At 66.3% G+C, this 15,569-nt stretch carries 13 protein-coding genes; all 13 read left to right on the top strand.

The window, feature by feature from the left end; all coding sequences use genetic code 11:
- The first annotated feature begins 50 nt into the window (after positions 1-50).
- The 13 genes from QZL87_RS11170 (at position 51) to QZL87_RS11110 (ending at position 15,553) form a co-directional block, all read left to right on the top strand.
- Positions 51-926, top strand: a complete 876-nt coding sequence (locus QZL87_RS11170; RefSeq protein ID WP_295319321.1) for a cytochrome c oxidase subunit 3 — start codon at positions 51-53, stop codon at positions 924-926.
- A gap of 7 nt (positions 927-933) precedes the next feature.
- The gene (locus QZL87_RS11165; protein ID WP_295319320.1) at positions 934-1,323 is read left to right on the top strand and encodes a DUF983 domain-containing protein; all 390 of its coding nucleotides are present in this window, start codon (positions 934-936) and stop codon (positions 1,321-1,323) included.
- Positions 1,316-1,960, top strand: coding sequence for an SURF1 family protein (locus QZL87_RS11160; RefSeq protein ID WP_295319317.1), 645 nt, complete (start codon positions 1,316-1,318; stop codon positions 1,958-1,960). The genes QZL87_RS11165 and QZL87_RS11160 overlap by 8 nt, the downstream gene beginning before the upstream one ends.
- 27 nt (positions 1,961-1,987) lie before the next feature.
- Entirely contained in the window at positions 1,988-3,385 is a 1,398-nt protein-coding gene (gene thrC, locus QZL87_RS11155) for a threonine synthase (RefSeq protein ID WP_295319314.1), read from the top strand.
- Positions 3,386-3,389: 4 nt separating this feature from the next.
- Positions 3,390-4,268 carry a class I SAM-dependent methyltransferase gene (locus QZL87_RS11150; protein WP_295326853.1) on the top strand — a complete coding sequence of 293 codons (879 nt, stop codon included), beginning with the start codon at positions 3,390-3,392 and terminating at the stop codon, positions 4,266-4,268.
- Positions 4,269-4,444: 176 nt separating this feature from the next.
- The gene (locus QZL87_RS11145) at positions 4,445-7,471 is read left to right on the top strand and encodes a TonB-dependent receptor (protein ID WP_295319311.1); all 3,027 of its coding nucleotides are present in this window, start codon (positions 4,445-4,447) and stop codon (positions 7,469-7,471) included.
- A gap of 103 nt (positions 7,472-7,574) precedes the next feature.
- Positions 7,575-9,113 (top strand): tryptophan halogenase family protein, encoded by a 1,539-nt coding sequence (locus tag QZL87_RS11140; RefSeq protein ID WP_295319308.1) that lies wholly within the window; start codon positions 7,575-7,577, stop codon positions 9,111-9,113.
- Between the two features lie 12 nt (positions 9,114-9,125).
- A complete protein-coding gene (locus QZL87_RS11135) occupies positions 9,126-9,845 on the top strand; it encodes a SapC family protein (protein ID WP_295319306.1) in 720 nt (239 codons plus the stop codon).
- Positions 9,846-9,879: 34 nt separating this feature from the next.
- Entirely contained in the window at positions 9,880-10,869 is a 990-nt protein-coding gene (locus QZL87_RS11130) for a cupin-like domain-containing protein (RefSeq protein ID WP_295326851.1), read from the top strand.
- Positions 10,866-12,365, top strand: coding sequence for a tryptophan halogenase family protein (locus QZL87_RS11125; protein WP_295319304.1), 1,500 nt, complete (start codon positions 10,866-10,868; stop codon positions 12,363-12,365). Before QZL87_RS11130 ends, QZL87_RS11125 begins: the two co-directional genes overlap by 4 nt.
- Entirely contained in the window at positions 12,362-13,306 is a 945-nt protein-coding gene (locus tag QZL87_RS11120) for a glycoside hydrolase family 16 protein (protein ID WP_295319302.1), read from the top strand. The genes QZL87_RS11125 and QZL87_RS11120 overlap by 4 nt, the downstream gene beginning before the upstream one ends.
- A complete protein-coding gene (locus tag QZL87_RS11115) occupies positions 13,306-14,367 on the top strand; it encodes a LacI family DNA-binding transcriptional regulator (protein WP_295319300.1) in 1,062 nt (353 codons plus the stop codon). Before QZL87_RS11120 ends, QZL87_RS11115 begins: the two co-directional genes overlap by 1 nt.
- On the top strand, positions 14,360-15,553 hold the full coding sequence (locus tag QZL87_RS11110; RefSeq protein WP_295319298.1) for an MFS transporter: 1,194 nt from the start codon (positions 14,360-14,362) through the stop codon (positions 15,551-15,553). Before QZL87_RS11115 ends, QZL87_RS11110 begins: the two co-directional genes overlap by 8 nt.
- The last annotated feature ends 16 nt before the right edge of the window (positions 15,554-15,569 follow it).

Here is a 15,569-nt window from a genome sequence, read left to right as displayed (position 1 = left end):
GGATGATGGGGAATCGTCATGCCGGGGCTGCAAAAAACGGGAAACACGCCATGTCCGGTGCCAAACATCATGACTATCACCTCGTAAATCCCAGCGTCTGGCCGCTGATCGGCTCGGTCGCTGCGCTCGTGATGTTCTTCGGGCTCGTCATGGCGATGCACACCGACCATTTCGGCGGCATCGGCAAATGGGTCCTCGGCCTCGGCTTCATGGGCGTGATCGCGACCTTCTTCAGCTGGTGGTCGGACGTCATCAACGAAGCGCATGCCGGCGACCACACCCCGGTCGTCCAGCTCCACCTGCGCTATGGCATGATCCTGTTCATCGCGTCGGAAGTGATGTTCTTCGTCGGCTGGTTCTGGGCCTGGTTCGACTTCTCGCTCTTCCCCGTGCCGATCGAATATGCCGAGGGCGCGGTGACGTCGCTCTTCGGCCAGGACGGCGCCGACGCGATAACCATGTGGCCGCCGAAGGGCATCGAAGTCATCGACGCCTTCTCGCTGCCCTTGCTCAACACGCTGATCCTGCTCTGCTCGGGCACGACGATCACCTGGGCGCACCATTCGCTGATTCACGGCGACCGCGAAGGCCTGAAGAAGGGCCTGTGGCTGACGATCATCCTCGGCGTCGTCTTCTCGACGATCCAGGCTTATGAATATGCCCACGCGCCCTTCGGCTTCGGGCAGAGCAACTATAGCTCGGCCTTCTACATGGCGACGGGTTTTCACGGCTTCCACGTCCTCGTCGGCACGATCTTCCTGATCGTCTGCCTCGTGCGCGCCTATAAGGGCCATTTCACGCCGCAGCAGCATTTCGGCTTCGAGGCCGCGGCCTGGTACTGGCACTTCGTCGACGTCGTGTGGCTGTTCCTCTTCATCATCGTCTATGTCTGGGGCGGCTGGGGCGCGCCGGTCGCCGCGCACTAAATTGTCCATGGACAATCAACCGCAAAAGGGGCAGCCGCCGATCGCGCGCGCTGCCCTTTTTGGCCTCTGCCCGCAGTGCGGGGCGCAGACGCTGTTCGAGGGGCCGGTGAAGTTCGCCCCGCGCTGCCGCGTCTGCGGGCTCGATTTCGGCAGCTATAATGTCGGCGACGGGCCGGCGGCGTTTCTGACGCTGATCATCGGCGCGCTGCTGGTCGTGATTGCGCTGACGCTCGATGCCATGGTCAGGCCGCCGATCTGGGTTCATGTGCTGTTGTGGGTGCCGCTGACCGCCGTCGCGGTCGTCTATGGCCTGCGCGTCGGCAAGGGCGCGCTGCTCGCGAGTGAACATCAGCGGCAGGCCGCCGAGGGGCGGCGGGTGGACAAGGGTGATGACTGACGCGGTCGAACAGCCAGCGCGGCGCTGGCCGCTGATCCCGACCCTGCTCGTGCTCGCAGCGGTGGCGGTGATGATCGGGCTCGGTGTCTGGCAGCTCCAGCGCAAGAGCGAGAAGGAAGCCCTGATCGCGCTTTACCAGCGCAATATGGCGATGTCGTCGCTGGTGGCCTATCCCGAACTGCCGCCGGTTCCCGACGCGATGCTCTATCGCAAGAGCAGTGTCGTGTGCCTCGATCCGGTGCGCTGGGACCCGCGCAGCGGGACGGACCGCAAGGGTCGGTCGGGCATCCGTATGATCGCCGATTGCCGAACGGGCGCCGAAGGGCCCGGCGTGCTCGTCGACGTCGGCATCGGCGACGATTTCGCGCCGCCGAAATGGAAAGGCGGAATCGTGCAGGGAACGATCGTTCCCGGTCCCGAGCAGCCGACGGTGATGGAGCGCGCGACGGGCAAGGCGGTGCCCGCGCGCGCGATGCTCGTCGCCGATGCGCCGGTCGCGAATTTGCGCGCGAGCGGGGTGCCCTCGGCCGACGATACGCCGAACAATCATCTCGCCTACGCGGTACAATGGTTCCTGTTCGCCGCCGCAGCACTCGTCATCTATATATTGGCCGTCCGTCGCCGCTTGCGGCCTTGAGCCCATAACGCTAGGCGCTGGGCCGCCATGGAATATATCAGCACCCGCGGCTCCGCGCCGACCCTCGACTTTCGTGCCGCGACGCTCGCTGGCCTTGCCAGCGATGGCGGGCTCTATGTTCCGGCCAAATGGCCGCAACTGAGCCGCGACGAAATTCGCGCGCTCGCCGGGCTCGACTATGTCGAGACGGCGGTGCGGGTGATGGCGCCGTTCGTCGCGGGCGCGCTGAGCGAAGATGAACTGCGCGGACTTTGCAAGGCCGCTTATGGTCGGTTCAGCCACGACGCGGTGACGCCGCTCGTTCAGCTCGACCACCGCCACTGGCTGCTCGAACTGTTCCATGGGCCGACGCTGGCGTTCAAGGACGTCGCGCTGCAATTGCTGGGCCAGTTGTTCGAGAAATTCCTCGCGGGCGGCGATACCGACATCACGATCGTCGGCGCAACCTCGGGCGACACGGGATCGGCGGCGATCGAGGCGGTCGCCGGGCGCGAGCATATCCGCATCTTCATGCTCCACCCCGAAGGCCGCGTCAGCGACGTCCAGCGCCGCCAGATGACGACGGTGCTTGCGCCCAACGTCCACAATATCGCCATCGACGGCAGCTTCGACGATGCGCAGGCGATGGTGAAGCGGCTGTTCGGCGACGAAGAGGCGCGGAGCCAGGTCACGCTGTCGGCGGTGAACAGCATCAACTGGGCGCGGCTGATGGCGCAGATCGTCTATTATTTCTACGCCGCGATCCGGCTCGGCGGGCCCGACCGCCCGGTGGCGTTCAGCGTGCCGACGGGCAATTTCGGCGACGTGTTCGCGGGCTATGTCGCGGCGCAGATGGGTTTGCCGATCGCAAAGCTCGTCGTCGCGACCAACGTCAACGACATTCTCCACCGCGCGCTCACCAGCGGCGATTACAGCGCGGGCGCGGTGACGCCGACCGCGACGCCGAGCATGGACATTCAGGTCAGCAGCAATTTCGAGCGGCTGCTCTTCGACCTCGCGGGGCGCGACGGCGCCGCGATCACCGCGATGATGGGCGAGTTCGATGCGAACCGCGCGATGACGATCCCCGCCGACATGCTCGCGGGCGCGCGCGACCTGTTTTCGAGCGCGAGCATCGATGGCGACACGATGGCGCTTGCGCTGCGCTGGGCGCAGGAGCGCGGCGGGCAGGTGATCGACCCGCACAGCGCGGTCGGGCTCGCCGCGGCGCGCCAGCTCGAGATCGATGCCGACATTCCAGTCGTCACGCTGGCGACGGCGCATCCCGCGAAATTCCGCGAGGCGGTCGAGCGCGCGACCGGCGTGCGCCCGCCGCTGCCCGCGCGGCTCGGCAATCTGTTCGAGCGCGAGGAACGCTATACGAAGCTTCCCGGCGACTATGACGCGGTGAAGGCGTTCATTCTGGCGGAAGCCGCGCGTGGCTGATCTGCTGCCCCTCGTCACGCTCGTCGGCGAGGCGTGGGACGATTATGGGCTGGTCGACAGCGGGAACGGGCGCAAGCTCGAACGCTATGGCCGCTATCGCTTCATCCGCCCCGAGCCGCAGGCGATGTGGGCGCCCGCGCTGCCGACCAGCGAATGGGACAAGGCCGACGGCGAGTTCATTCCGGCTTCGGACGACGATGGCGGAGGGCGCTGGTATTACAACAAGCCGGTCCCCGCCGAAGGCTGGCCGCTCGCGTGGCGCGAGGCGCGTTTCACCGCGCAATGCACGCCCTTTCGCCATCTCGGCTTCTTTCCCGACATGGCGCCGGTGTGGGACTGGCTGCGCGGCCAGGTTGCGGACAAGACCGACCCCGCCTTCCTCAACCTCTTCGGCTATACCGGCGTCGGCAGCCAGGCGCTCGCCGCCGCGGGCGCGTCGGTGACGCATGTCGATGCGTCGAAGAAGTCGGTGGGGCAGGCGCGCGAGAACGCCGCGCTCGCCGGCATGGCCGACAAGCCGGTGCGCTGGATCGTCGACGATGCGGGGAAATTCACCGCGCGCGAAGTGCGGCGCGAGCGGCGTTACGATGCGATCCTGCTCGACCCGCCGAAGTTCGGACGCGGCCCGGGCGGCGAGCGGTGGCAGATCGAGGAGGGGCTCGCGCCGCTGCTCGCCGACTGTCGCCGCCTGCTCGACGCCGACAGCCGCGCGCTGTTCCTGACCGTCTATGCCGTGCGCATGTCGGCGCTAGCGATCGGCGAGTTGCTCGCGCAGCTTTTCGCCGACCTGCCGGGCAAGGTCGAGTGCGGCGAACTCGCGGTGCGCGAGGAAGCGCGGGGGCTGTTGCTGCCGACCGCGATTTTCGCACGCTGGAGCCGCTGAGACTTTCCGCCCGCCATCATCCGCTGCATACGTTTGCTGCACAAAATAGCGCAGCATTGTGACCCAAAAGCCACGCTCGATGCGTTGACAATGAGAACGTTCCCATTTAGATAACGTTCACATAACGGGAATGCCGCCACCAAAAGAGAGAGAGCGGCTGAGTGGGAGGAAGTGGGATGCGGGCGTCTCAAAAGCATTGGCTTGCCAAATTTCTGGCCGGGACTTCGGCGCTGTCGATGATGGGCATCGCGCAGGTCGCGGTCGCGCAGGATGCGCCGGCCGACAGCGAGGCCGGCGGCGACGAGATCGTCGTCACCGGCATCCGCGCCTCGCTCGCCGCATCGGCCGACATCAAGCGTCAGGCGCAGGGCGTCGTCGACGCGATTTCGGCCGAGGACATCGGCAAATTCCCCGACACCAACCTCGCCGAATCGCTCCAGCGCATCACCGGCGTGTCGATCGACCGCCAGAATGGCGAGGGCCAGTTGGTCACCGTTCGCGGCTTCGGCCCCGAATTCAACCTGGTCACGGTCAACGGCCGCCAGGTGCCGACCGCGAACATCGGGGGCGGGGACGGTGCGCCGTCGTCGCGTTCGTTCGACTTCGCCAACCTCGCGTCCGAAGGCGTCGCGTCGGTCGAGGTCTACAAGAGCGGTCGCGCGACGATCGAGTCGGGCGGCATCGGCTCGACGATCAATATCCGCACCCCGCGTCCGCTCGACAATCCGGGCATGCGCGGCAGCCTGTCGGCCAAGGCCGTCTATGATTCGTCGCGCAACAATGGCGATCCGATCACGCCCGAAGTGTCGGGCATCTTCAGCACGACCTTTGCCGACGACACGATCGGGATCATGGTCGCGGGGTCGTATCAGAAGCGCAAGTCGAGCACCAACCGGGCGAACGTCGGCTGGCGCGACGCCTATCCCGGTGCCGTTACGGCTGAAAATAACTGGGGTGAACTCGAGGAAAATCCGAATAGCCCACGCTATGACAATATCATCAATCGCCCGGGCGAGGGCGATGTCTATCAGGTGCCGCAGAATGCGTCCTACGACCTCAACGACATCAATCGCGAGCGCATCAACGGGCAGGCGGTGCTGCAGTTCCGGCCGACCGACGAACTGACCGCGACGGTCGATTATATCTATTCGCGCAACACGGTCGAAACGCGGAACAGCAATGTCGGCGTGTGGTTCAACCATGAAAACACGTCGAGCGCGTGGACCGACGGGCCGGTCGCCGGGCCGATTTTCTATAGCGAGGAATTTGCCGCGCCGAACGGGACGCCGGGGCCCGATGCCCTCTATGGCGGCAAGGATTTGTCGTACAGCGGCGCGCTGACCGAGAACCGGGCCGAGAACAAGTCGCTCGGATTCAATCTCGAATGGAAGGGCGCGGACGGCGTGACCTTCGAGCTCGACGCGCATCATTCGACCGCGGAGGTCAATCCGGTCAATCGCTTCGGGTCGAGCGTATCGCTGGGTAACGCTATATTCGGCGTCCAGAACCAGACGGTCAATTTCGAGAATGACCTGCCGGTCATCTCCTATGGCATGTATCCCGGCATCGATCCGCTCGATGCGTCGCTGATCACGCCGACGGGCAACGCCTTTCGCAACGCCTTTTTCCGCAACCGGATCAACCAGGTGCAGTTGCGCGGCCAATATGACCACGACGATGGCTTCCTCGACAGCATCGATTTCGGCGTGTCCTATGTCGACAGCAAGGTGCGCTCGGCGTTCGGTACCGTCCAGAACGACGACACCTGGGGCGGGGCGGGCCCCGCGTCGGATATTCCCGACGATATTTTCAAACTGGTCACCTTGCCCGACAAGTTCCCGGGTCTTGCCCAGCCGGGGATGATCGAGAGCTTCTATACCTTCGATTTCGAGCGGCTGGCCGATCTGAACGAACAGAATTATCAGGTTTGCAGCAACCCCGCGACGGGCGCAGCCCAGCCGGGCACCTGCCTGGCGGTGTTCAACACCGACCGGCGGATCACCGAAAAGACGCTGGCGCCTTATTTGCAGGTGGCGACCGTTTTCGACCTGTTCGAGAATCCGGCGCACCTCACCGCGGGCGTCCGGTACGAGACGACCGATATTTCGTCGGCGGCGCTGGTGCCGGTGCCCGTCACCACCCGCTGGATCGGCGACAATGAGCTCAACGTCATCTTTTCGGGCGAGAGCGACTTCACGCGGTTCAAGGGTTCCTATGACAATTGGCTGCCCGCGATCGATTTCGACATCTCGCCGATGCAGGACGTCAAGCTGCGCGCGTCGTACAGCCACACGATCACGCGCCCCGACTATGCCAGCATGCAGGGCGGGCGGACGATCGACGTGCTGTTCCGCGTCGGCGGCGGCACGGGCGCGCAGGGCAATCCGGGGCTGGTCCCCTATAAATCCAAGAATATCGACCTGTCGGCGGAGTGGTATTACGGCCGCGATTCCTATCTGTCGGTGGGCTATTTCCACAAGGATGTGAAGAATTTCATTTCCTCGACGCGGATCGACTCAAACGCTTTCGGCCTGACCACGCCGGTCGGCGGGCCGCGCTGGAACGCCGCCATCGCGGCGATCGGAGCGGATGCGACCATCGCCCAGATTCGGCAGCATATCTTCGAATTCTTCCCCGAAACGACGACCATCACCGGGGGAGGGAATGGCGAGCCCTATACCGGTATCATCAACGCCGCGCCGGGCGATCCGCTCGTCAATTTCGAGATTGGAACGCCGATCAACAGCGATCAGACCGCATCGCTCAATGGATGGGAATTCGCGCTTCAGCACAGCTTCTGGGACACCGGCTTCGGCGTCATCCTGAACTATACGATTGTCAATGGCGATGCGACATATGACAATAGCCTGCCGTCGTCGGAGGCGCAGTTCGCGCTGACCGGCCTCAGCGACAGCGCCAACGCCGTTGCCTATTATGACAAGAACGGCATCCAGGCGCGCGTCGCGTGGAACTGGCGCGACGAATTTCTGACGGGAACGGGCCCCAACCCCTTCTATATCGAGGAATATTGGCAGATCGACGCGAGTGCGAGTTACGAGTTCATCCCGGGGCTCACGGGTTTCGTCGAGGCGATCAACCTGACGGGCGAGGGGCGCCGCGGGCATCTTCGCAGCAAGAACAACGTCAACTTCGTCGAGCCGGGCTTCGCGCGCTATGCGGCGGGGGTCAGGTTCAGCTTCTAGGTGGCGGGCCATTTCCGCCGGGTCGCAGGCAAGAGGGTCGCGCCTTTCAGGGCGCGGCTCTTTTGCGTGACGGCGATGGAAGCTTGGCTTAGAGTCGACGGCAATGAATGAAGCGATCGAGAGGGTTGTCATCGTGGGCGGCGGCACCGCCGGCTGGCTGACGGCAGCACGCCTCGCCAGCTCGTCGCGGGCGAGGGCGGGCAAGCTCTCGGTGACGCTGATCGAGGCGCCCGATATTCCGACGATCGGGGTCGGCGAGGGTACCTGGCCGACGATGCGCGCGACCCTCGCGGCGATCGGCATCGGCGAGGGCGAATTCCTCGCCGCGTGCGATGCGTCGTTCAAGCAAGGCTCGCGCTTCGACGGCTGGGTCACCGGCGCGGCGGACGACCGCTATCTGCACCCCTTCACTTCGCCGCCCGCGGCGCCGGCGGCCGAACTGCTCGCGGCGTGGCGGTCGGGCGCGCCCGATCTGCCCTTCGCGGCGGCGATGACGCCGCAGGCGCAGGTCTGCGACCTCGATCTTGCGCCCCGGCAGCGCGCGATGCCCGATTATCAGGGCGCGGCGAACTATGCCTATCACCTCGATGCCGGGAAATTCGCGGCGCTGCTCGCGCGCCACGCGGTGCAGCGGCTGGGCGTGCGGCATGTTGCGGATCATGTCACCGGCGTTGACCGCGACGGCGCGGGTGGGATCGCGTCGGTCGCGACGCGAGGGAACGGCGCGATCGCGGGCGACCTCTTCGTCGACTGCACCGGCCATGCGTCGCTGCTGATCGGCGGGCATCTGGGCGTCGAGTGGGTCGATCGCGGCGATACATTGTTCAACGACCGCGCGCTCGCGGCGCAGGTGCCGGTGCCGCCGGGCAGCCCGATCGCGTCGCAGACGGTGTCGACCGCGCACGAAGCGGGCTGGATCTGGGACATCGGCCTGCCCGATCGCCGCGGCATCGGCTGCGTCTATGCGAGCCGCTTCATGGATGACGACGCGGCGGAGGCGGTGCTGCGCGCCTATATCGCGCGCGTGCTGCCGGGTGCGCCCGAGGTGCCGGCGCGGCGGCTGAGCTTTCCGACCGGGCACCGCGCCCGCTTCTGGGAAGGCAATTGCATCGCGATCGGCCTGTCGGCGGGTTTCATCGAGCCGCTCGAAGCCTCGGCGATCGTGATGATCGAATTGTCGCTCAATGCGCTGATCGACAATTTCCCCGCGCGCCGCGCGGCGCTGCCGATCCATGCCGCGCGGTTCAACGAGCTGTTCCGCTATCGCTGGGACCGCATCGTCGAGTTTCTGAAGCTCCATTATGTGCTCAGCCGCCGCGACGAGCCCTATTGGCGGGCGCAGCGCGAGGCGGCGCATGTCCCGCCAGGGCTGACCGGGATGCTGGCGCTGTGGCGCGACCAGCCGCCGTCGGCGTGGGACTTCCCGCGCGTCGACGAGATATTCTCCGCCGAGAGCCACCAATATATCCTCTATGGCATGGGCTTTTCCGTTCCCGCCGACCTGCCGACGACCGGCGGGCGTGCGGAAGGCTTGCTTGCCGACACTCGCCAGCGCGCGCGGTCGCTCGCCGCGGCGCTGCCCGCCAACCGCGATTATCTGGACGCGCTGCGATCCGGCACCCCCGCCGCCGCGGCGCTTTAAGAAAGCTATTCGATGACCCGCCACGCCGTCCTCGACAACAAGACCCACCGCGATTTGCGCGTGCGCACCGACGCGGGGGCGGAGCTGGGCGACGACATCATGGCGACGCTGACCGTGCCGAGCGAATTCCGGCGCGTGCAGGCGCATTTCCCGATCCTGTTCCGCCGCGAGACCGGGCGTGAAGATTTCACCGCGCTGGCGATGTTCGGATTTCAGAACGGTGAGAATCTGTTCCTCGAAGGGGCACGCTGGGACGCGCGCTATCGCCCGCTGTCGCTTGCGATCGGGCCGTTCCTGATCGGGCGTCCGGCGGGCGGCGAGGGGCCGGGGCAGGTTCATATCGATCTGGACCATCCGCGGATCGCCGGCGCGAGCGACGGTGTGCGGCTGTTCGACGGCGAAGGGAAAGCAACCCCCTATCTCGACGAGATCGCCGAGCGGCTCGGCGACCTCGACGAAGGCTATCGCGAGAGCAAGGCCTTCTACGATGCGCTGCTCGCCTATGACCTGCTCGAACCCTTCAGTCTCGAGGTCACGCTCGACGATGGGTCGGTCCACTCGCTCGTCGGTTTCCATATTATCGACGAAGCGAAGCTGCGCGCGCTCGACGCCGAGGCGCTCGGCGCGCTGCACGCCGCCGGGCATCTGATGCCGATGTTCATGGCGCTCGCGTCGCTGTCGCAACTGTCGGCGCTCGTCGCGCGCAAGAACCACAGGCTCGGCGGTGGCTGAGCAGACCGGCGCCCTATACGACCGCCTCGCGCGGGTGCCCGAGCGCCTATGGGAAAAGGGGGCGGGGCTCGACGCGTTGCTGGAAGGCGCGCGCGAGCCCTTTGTCCTGCGCGGCCTCGTCGCCGACTGGCCGCTCGTCGCAGCGGGCAAAAGGTCGGCGCGCGAAGCGCGGCGCTATCTGCTCGACCATGCGCGCGATCGCCCGTTCAAGGTATCGATCGGCCCGCCGGGGCACGACGGGCGGCTGTTCTACGACGACGAGATGGAAATGAATTTCCGGGTCGGGACGGGCAAGCTCGCCGACATCTTCGCGGGCATCGATACCGCCGAGGAGCGCGGCGAGGCGCGCACCGTCTATCTGGCGTCGATCGACATTCCGTCGCATTTCGACGGGCTCGACGAAGCCAATCCGATCGCGCTTGGCGACCGCGATCCCTTGAGAAGCATCTGGATCGGCACGCAGACCAAGATCGCGGCGCACAACGACTTTCCCGACAATCTGGCGTGCTGCGCCGCCGGGCGCCGCCGCTTCACGCTGTTTCCGCCGGGCGCGTTCCGCAACCTCTATCTGGGGCCGATCGACAATACGCCCGCGGGGCGCGTCGTCAGCATGGTCGATTTCGACGCGCCCGACCTTGCCGCGCACCCGCGCTTCGTCGATGCGATGGCCGAGGCGCTGACGGTGGAACTCGAACCCGGCGACGCGATCTTCATCCCGTCGATGTGGTGGCACCATGTCGAGGGGCTCGCCGACTTCAACATCCTCGTCAATTACTGGTGGCGCCGCACCCCCGCCTGGCTCGGCCAGCCGCAGGCGGCGCTCAACCATGCGATCCTCGCGATCCGCGACTTGCCAGCCGAAGACAAGGCGATCTGGCGCGAACAGTTCGACCATTATGTCTTCGACAATGACGCAAGCGTCACTGACCATATTCCCGAAACCGCGCGCAGCATCCTCGCCCCGCTCACGTCCGAGACGGCGGGGCGGCTGCGCGCCTTCTTGCTGAGGGCCTTGAGTAAATGAGCAACAAAAAAGCGGTACAGCGGGTCGTGATCGCCGGTGGAGGGACCGCAGGCTGGATGATGGCGGCGGCGATCGCGCGCACGATGGGGCACACGGTCGATTTGACGCTCGTCGAATCCGAGCAGATCGGCACGATCGGCGTGGGGGAATCGACGATCCCGCCGCTCGTCAATTTCAACCGCATCCTCGGCATCCCCGAGACCGAATTCATGCGCGCGGCGCAGGCGACCTTCAAGCTCGGCATCCTCTTCGACAATTGGAAGCACGACGGCGACAGCTATTTCCACAGCTTCGGCCTGTCGGGCAAAGATCACTGGTCGGCGGGTTTCCAGCATTTCTGGCTCAACGCGCGCGAGCGCGGGCACGAGCAGCCCTATGCCGATTATTGCCTCGAACTGGTCGCCGGGATGCAGGGCAAGTTCGCGCATCTGCCCGAAGAGCGGATGAACTATGCCTATCATGTCGATGCGACGCTCTATGGCCGCTATCTGCGCAAACTGGCCGAGGCCGACGGATGCAAGCGCGTCGAGGGCAAGATCGCGCGCGTCGAACTCGACGGGGAGAGCGGGGACATCGCGGCGCTGCATCTCGACGGCGAGCGGCGGGTCGAGGGCGACATGTTCGTCGACTGTACGGGTTTTCGCGGCCTGCTCATCGACGGTGCGCTCCATGCGGGGTTCGAGGATTGGGGGCACTGGCTGCCCAATGACAGCGCGATCGCGGTGCAGTCGAAGCATCTTCGCAAGCCGCCGCCCTATACGCAGGCGATCGCGCACGACGCGGGCTGGCAATGGCGCATCCCGCTGCAGCATCGCATGGGCGCGGGCATCGTCTATTCGAGCGGCTATCTGTCGCGCGATGCGGCCTATGACCGGCTGATGAGCAGCGTCGGCGAGCCGCTGATCGAGCCCTTCGACATCAAGTTCCGCGGCGGCGTGCGGCGCAAGCAATGGTTCCGCAACTGCGTCGCGGTTGGCCTCGCGGGCGGCTTCGTCGAGCCGCTCGAGGCGACGACCGTGCATCTGATCCAGCGCGCCATTCTGCGCTTCATCCGGCTGATGCCCAACGGGCGCGTCAGCGAGCGCGACGCGATGGAGTTCAACGAGCAGCAGCGGCTGGACATCGAACAGATCCGCGATTTCGTGATCCTGCACTATAAGGCGACGAACCGCCGCGACAGCGCCTTCTGGCGCCATGTCGCGGCCATGCCGATCCCCGATTCGCTGCAGCAGAAGATCGAGCTGTTCCGCGAGACGGGCCGCGTGTTCCGCAAGAATGAGGAGCTGTTCGCCGAGAACAGCTGGGTGCAGGTGATGATGGGACAGGGGATCGAGCCGCAGACCTATCACCCCATCGCCGCCAAGCTGCGCGACGACGAGGTCGAGCGGCTGTTCCAGACGCTGCGCGACAATATCGCGCAGACGGTCGCGACGCTGCCCGAGCATCATGCCTATGTCGAACGCTATTGCGGCGCGGAGGAGCCGACGGCCGCATGATGCGCGCCGCGGCGATCCTGATGCTGGCCGCCGCGCCGGCTGCTGCCGCCGCGCAGGAGGGGGCGGGCGCCGGCTGGCGGCTCGTCTGGTCGGACGAGTTCGACGGGGCGGCGATCGACCGCGGCAAATGGGATTTCGACGTCGATTGCTGGGGCGGCGGCAATGAGGAACGCCAATGCTATACCGACCGGCCCGTCAATGCGGCGGTTCGGGACGGCAGGCTGGTCATCACCGCGCGCAAGGAGGCGATGACCGGGCCTGCTTTCCCGCTGTCGCAGCGCGGCGACCCCGAAAAGGCGAAGGCGCTTGCGACGAAGGCGTTCACCTCGGCGCGGCTCGTCACGCGCGGCAAGGCGGCGTGGACCTTTGGCAAGATCGAGGTGCGCGCCAAGCTGCCGCAGGGGCAGGGGACATGGCCCGCGATCTGGATGCTGCCCGAGACCAACCATTATGGCGGCTGGGCGGCGTCGGGCGAGATCGATATATTGGAGGCGGTGAACCTCGGCGTGCGATGCGACGGCTGCGCGGGCGGGGTCGAGAACCGCATCCTCGGCACACTGCATTTCGGAGGGCCATGGCCGGAGAACCGGTACAAGGGCGACGAGACTGTGCTCCCGGCGCCGCTCGACGCTTTCCATGTCTTCGGCATCGTCTGGGAAAAGGGCAAGATCGTCTGGACGGTCGACGGCAAGCCCTATGCGACGCGCGTCGCGAGCGAATGGACGACGAGCGGATCGAGCGATCCGGCGGCGCCGTTCGACCGGCCTTTTCACCTGATCCTGAACCTCGCGGTCGGCGGCGGGCTCGCCGAGGGGCGCGGGATCAAGGGAGTCGATGAAAGCGGATATCCGAAAAATATGGAAATAGATTGGGTTCGCGTCTGGCAATGTAGCGACGATGCCGGTAGCGATTGCGGCAGCACGGGGGATCAAGACGAATAATGGGGCGTCGGCGGCAGTCGGTCACGATCAAGCATGTTGCAGCCGACGCGGGCGTGTCGCTGCAGACGGTGAGCCGCGTCATCAACAACGAGCCGAACGTGCGCCCCGAAATGAAGGAACGCGTCCAGGCGTCGATCGACAAATTGGGCTATGTCCCGTCGATCGCGGCGCAGCGGATGAGCGGGTCGCGATCCTATCTGATCCTCGCGATCAACGACCGCGAGCGCACGATCGCCGACTGGCAGGGGCGGCAGGGCGTCGACTGGGTCGACCAGATGCTGCTCGGCGGGATGCTCAAATGCGCCGAATATGGCTATCGCATGATCTTCGAACTGGTCGATACGCACAACGACCATGTCGAGCGCGAACTGCGCGCGGCGATCGCCGCGCTCCAGCCCGACGGGGTGATCCTGACCCCGCCGCATTCGGACAATCCGCTGATCGTCGGGCTGCTCGACCAGCAGAAAATCCCGTTCGCGCGCATCGGGTCTCGGCGCGGCGACGCGGGGATCGCGCTGACGATGGACGACGAAGGATCGGCGCGGCGCGCGACGCGCCATTTGATCGATCTCGGCCACAAGCGCATCGGCTTCATCGCGGGGGCGCCCGAATATAGCCTGAGCCGCTGGCGTATCGACGGCTGGCAGGGTGAAATGACGGCCGAAAGCCTGCCGACCGACGGGCTGCTTGCCGAGGGCGATTTCACCTATGCGTCGGGCGCCGCCGCCGCGCGGCAGTTGCTGGGTGGTGCGAACCCGCCGACCGCGATCATCGCGAGCAGCGACCAGATGGCGCTGGCGACGCTGGAGGTCGCCCGCGAAAGGGGCCTGGACGTGCCCGGCGCGCTTTCGATCGTCAGCTTCGACAACACGCCGGTGGTGCGTTTCACCCAGCCGCCGCTGACCGCGGTCGATCAGCCGGTCGCCGAAACCGCGGCGCGCGCGGTCGAACTGATCATCGCGGCGCAGCGCGGCGCGCCGCGCCCGACCGAGCCGACGCGCGTGCAGGGTGGACTGGCCCCGCGCGGATCGACCGCCGCGCCGGCGGCCGCCCATGGCTGACAGCACCGCGGCGCAGCGTCAGTCTCTCCCCTTCCTGCTTCTCTATGCGCTCGCCTGGGCGGGCGGGGCGATCGCCTATGTTCCGTTCCTGACGATCTGGCTGCCCGGCCGGATGACCGAGCTGGCCGGCGCGGCCGACGTCCAGACCCTCGGCTATACCACCTTCTTCGGGGCGATCGCGGCGAGCGCCGGCGGCATCCTTTTCGGCTGGCTCAGCGACCGGACGCGCAATCGGCGCGGCTGGGTGTTCGCCGGGCTGCTGTTCAGCATTTCGCTGCTGCTCCTCGTCCCGCACGCGCGGGATATCTGGACGCTGGTCGGAATCATCATCGCCTGGCAACTCGCGCTCAACATGATGCTCGGGCCGCTTTCCGCCTGGGCGGGCGATTGCGTCCCCGATACGCAAAAGGGGCTGCTCGGCGGGCTGCTCGCCTTCTCGCCCGCGCTCGGTGCCTGGTCGGGGGCGCTCGTGACCTGGCCGGGTCTCGTCTCGGGCGACAGCCGCCTGGTGGTCATCGCGCTCCTTGTGGCGAGTGCGGTGTTGCCGGTCCTGCTCCTCGGTCGCCCGCGCCCCTTTCCCGAACTCACCGCCCCTCCCGAGCGGGCCGAAGACAGCTGCCCGGTCCGGCCGAGCGGCCCGGCGGTGCGGATGTGGCTCGCCCGCCTCCTGGTCCAGATCGCCGAGGCGGCGCTTTTCGCCTATCTCTATTTCTGGTTCCGGTCGATCGACCCCGATATGCACGATAATGAAAAGGCGCGCATTTTCGGGGTCGCGCTGACGCTTGCGATCCCGATCGCGCTGGCGAGCGGCCGCTGGGCCGACCGCAACGACCGGCCCTTCCTGCCGCTCGTCGCCAGCGCGGCGGTGTCGGCGGCGGGAATGATCGGCATGGCGTTCGCGACCGAACTCGACATGGCGAAGGCGAGCTATCTCGTCTTCGGCGTCGCGACGACGGTGTTCCTGTCGCTCCATTCCAGCCAGACCTTGCGCATCCTGCCGCGTTCGGACCGGCGCGGGCGCGATCTCGGCATCTTCAACCTGACCAATACCGTGCCGTCGCTGATCATGCCCTGGCTGACCATTTCGCTCGTCCCCGGTTTCGGATTCGACGCGCTTTTCCTGCTGCTTGCCGGGCTGACCGCGATCGCGGTGCTCCTGCTCGCGACGATGCCGCGTCCACGCTGACGCACCCTCCCGAACA

This window comes from uncultured Sphingopyxis sp., assembly GCF_900078365.1.
GTDB lineage: Bacteria > Pseudomonadota > Alphaproteobacteria > Sphingomonadales > Sphingomonadaceae > Sphingopyxis.
The sequence above is the reverse complement of the archived record's forward strand: the minus strand, read 5'-3'. Positions and strand labels throughout refer to the sequence as shown.

Bases quoted from the DNA above. Each gene is read 5' to 3' on its own strand.
- QZL87_RS11135 (WP_295319306.1), top strand. From the start codon at position 9,126: ATGACCCGCCACGCCGTCCTCGACAACAAGACCCACCGCGATTTGCGC.
- QZL87_RS11110 (WP_295319298.1), top strand. From the start codon at position 14,360: ATGGCTGACAGCACCGCGGCGCAGCGTCAGTCTCTCCCCTTCCTGCTT.
- QZL87_RS11120 (WP_295319302.1), top strand. From the start codon at position 12,362: ATGATGCGCGCCGCGGCGATCCTGATGCTGGCCGCCGCGCCGGCTGCT.
- QZL87_RS11125 (WP_295319304.1), top strand. From the start codon at position 10,866: ATGAGCAACAAAAAAGCGGTACAGCGGGTCGTGATCGCCGGTGGAGGG.
- thrC (WP_295319314.1), top strand. From the start codon at position 1,988: ATGGAATATATCAGCACCCGCGGCTCCGCGCCGACCCTCGACTTTCGT.
- QZL87_RS11170 (WP_295319321.1), top strand. From the start codon at position 51: ATGTCCGGTGCCAAACATCATGACTATCACCTCGTAAATCCCAGCGTC.
- QZL87_RS11145 (WP_295319311.1), top strand. From the start codon at position 4,445: ATGCGGGCGTCTCAAAAGCATTGGCTTGCCAAATTTCTGGCCGGGACT.
- QZL87_RS11165 (WP_295319320.1), top strand. From the start codon at position 934: ATGGACAATCAACCGCAAAAGGGGCAGCCGCCGATCGCGCGCGCTGCC.
- QZL87_RS11140 (WP_295319308.1), top strand. From the start codon at position 7,575: ATGAATGAAGCGATCGAGAGGGTTGTCATCGTGGGCGGCGGCACCGCC.
- QZL87_RS11160 (WP_295319317.1), top strand. From the start codon at position 1,316: ATGACTGACGCGGTCGAACAGCCAGCGCGGCGCTGGCCGCTGATCCCG.
- QZL87_RS11115 (WP_295319300.1), top strand. From the start codon at position 13,306: ATGGGGCGTCGGCGGCAGTCGGTCACGATCAAGCATGTTGCAGCCGAC.